This is a genomic window from Pseudomonas sp. S30 (assembly GCF_016518545.1).
Taxonomy (GTDB): Bacteria; Pseudomonadota; Gammaproteobacteria; order Pseudomonadales; family Pseudomonadaceae; genus Aquipseudomonas.
Genome location: NZ_JACVTO010000060.1, coordinates 1 through 319, shown reverse-complemented (window position 1 = coordinate 319; position 319 = coordinate 1). Strand labels below are relative to the sequence as shown.

The 319-nt window shown below is 64.6% G+C and carries 1 protein-coding gene; it reads right to left on the bottom strand.

The annotated features are described in order from the left end of the window. Positions 1-319: hypothetical protein (locus tag IAE34_RS24890; RefSeq protein ID WP_200141485.1), on the bottom strand; the 319-nt coding region annotated here is incomplete at both ends.

The window sequence follows — 319 nt, the reverse complement described above, 5'->3', positions numbered from 1 at the left end:
CAGCGCCGTCTCGCTATAGAAATACAGCTTCCCATCAGGCGCGACAAACTCAAATTTGCCCGTGCGCAGATTGACCACCGCTGTATAGCCTTCCGGCGCCACCACGTTTGCCGAAATCCCAGGGGCCTCCCGGTAGTACGACGGCAATCCAGGCACCAGCCTTCCTGTCGCCGAGGCCGCCCCCTGCGCGGCCACCTCCGTTGCGGCACCGGTCTTGGCCAACAGCCCCAGCTTGGCAACCTTGCCCACCGGCACCAGGCTCGCCACGAACTTGGTATACCACTGCGTCTGGACTTCAGCCGCTGCGGTGGGGTCGCCC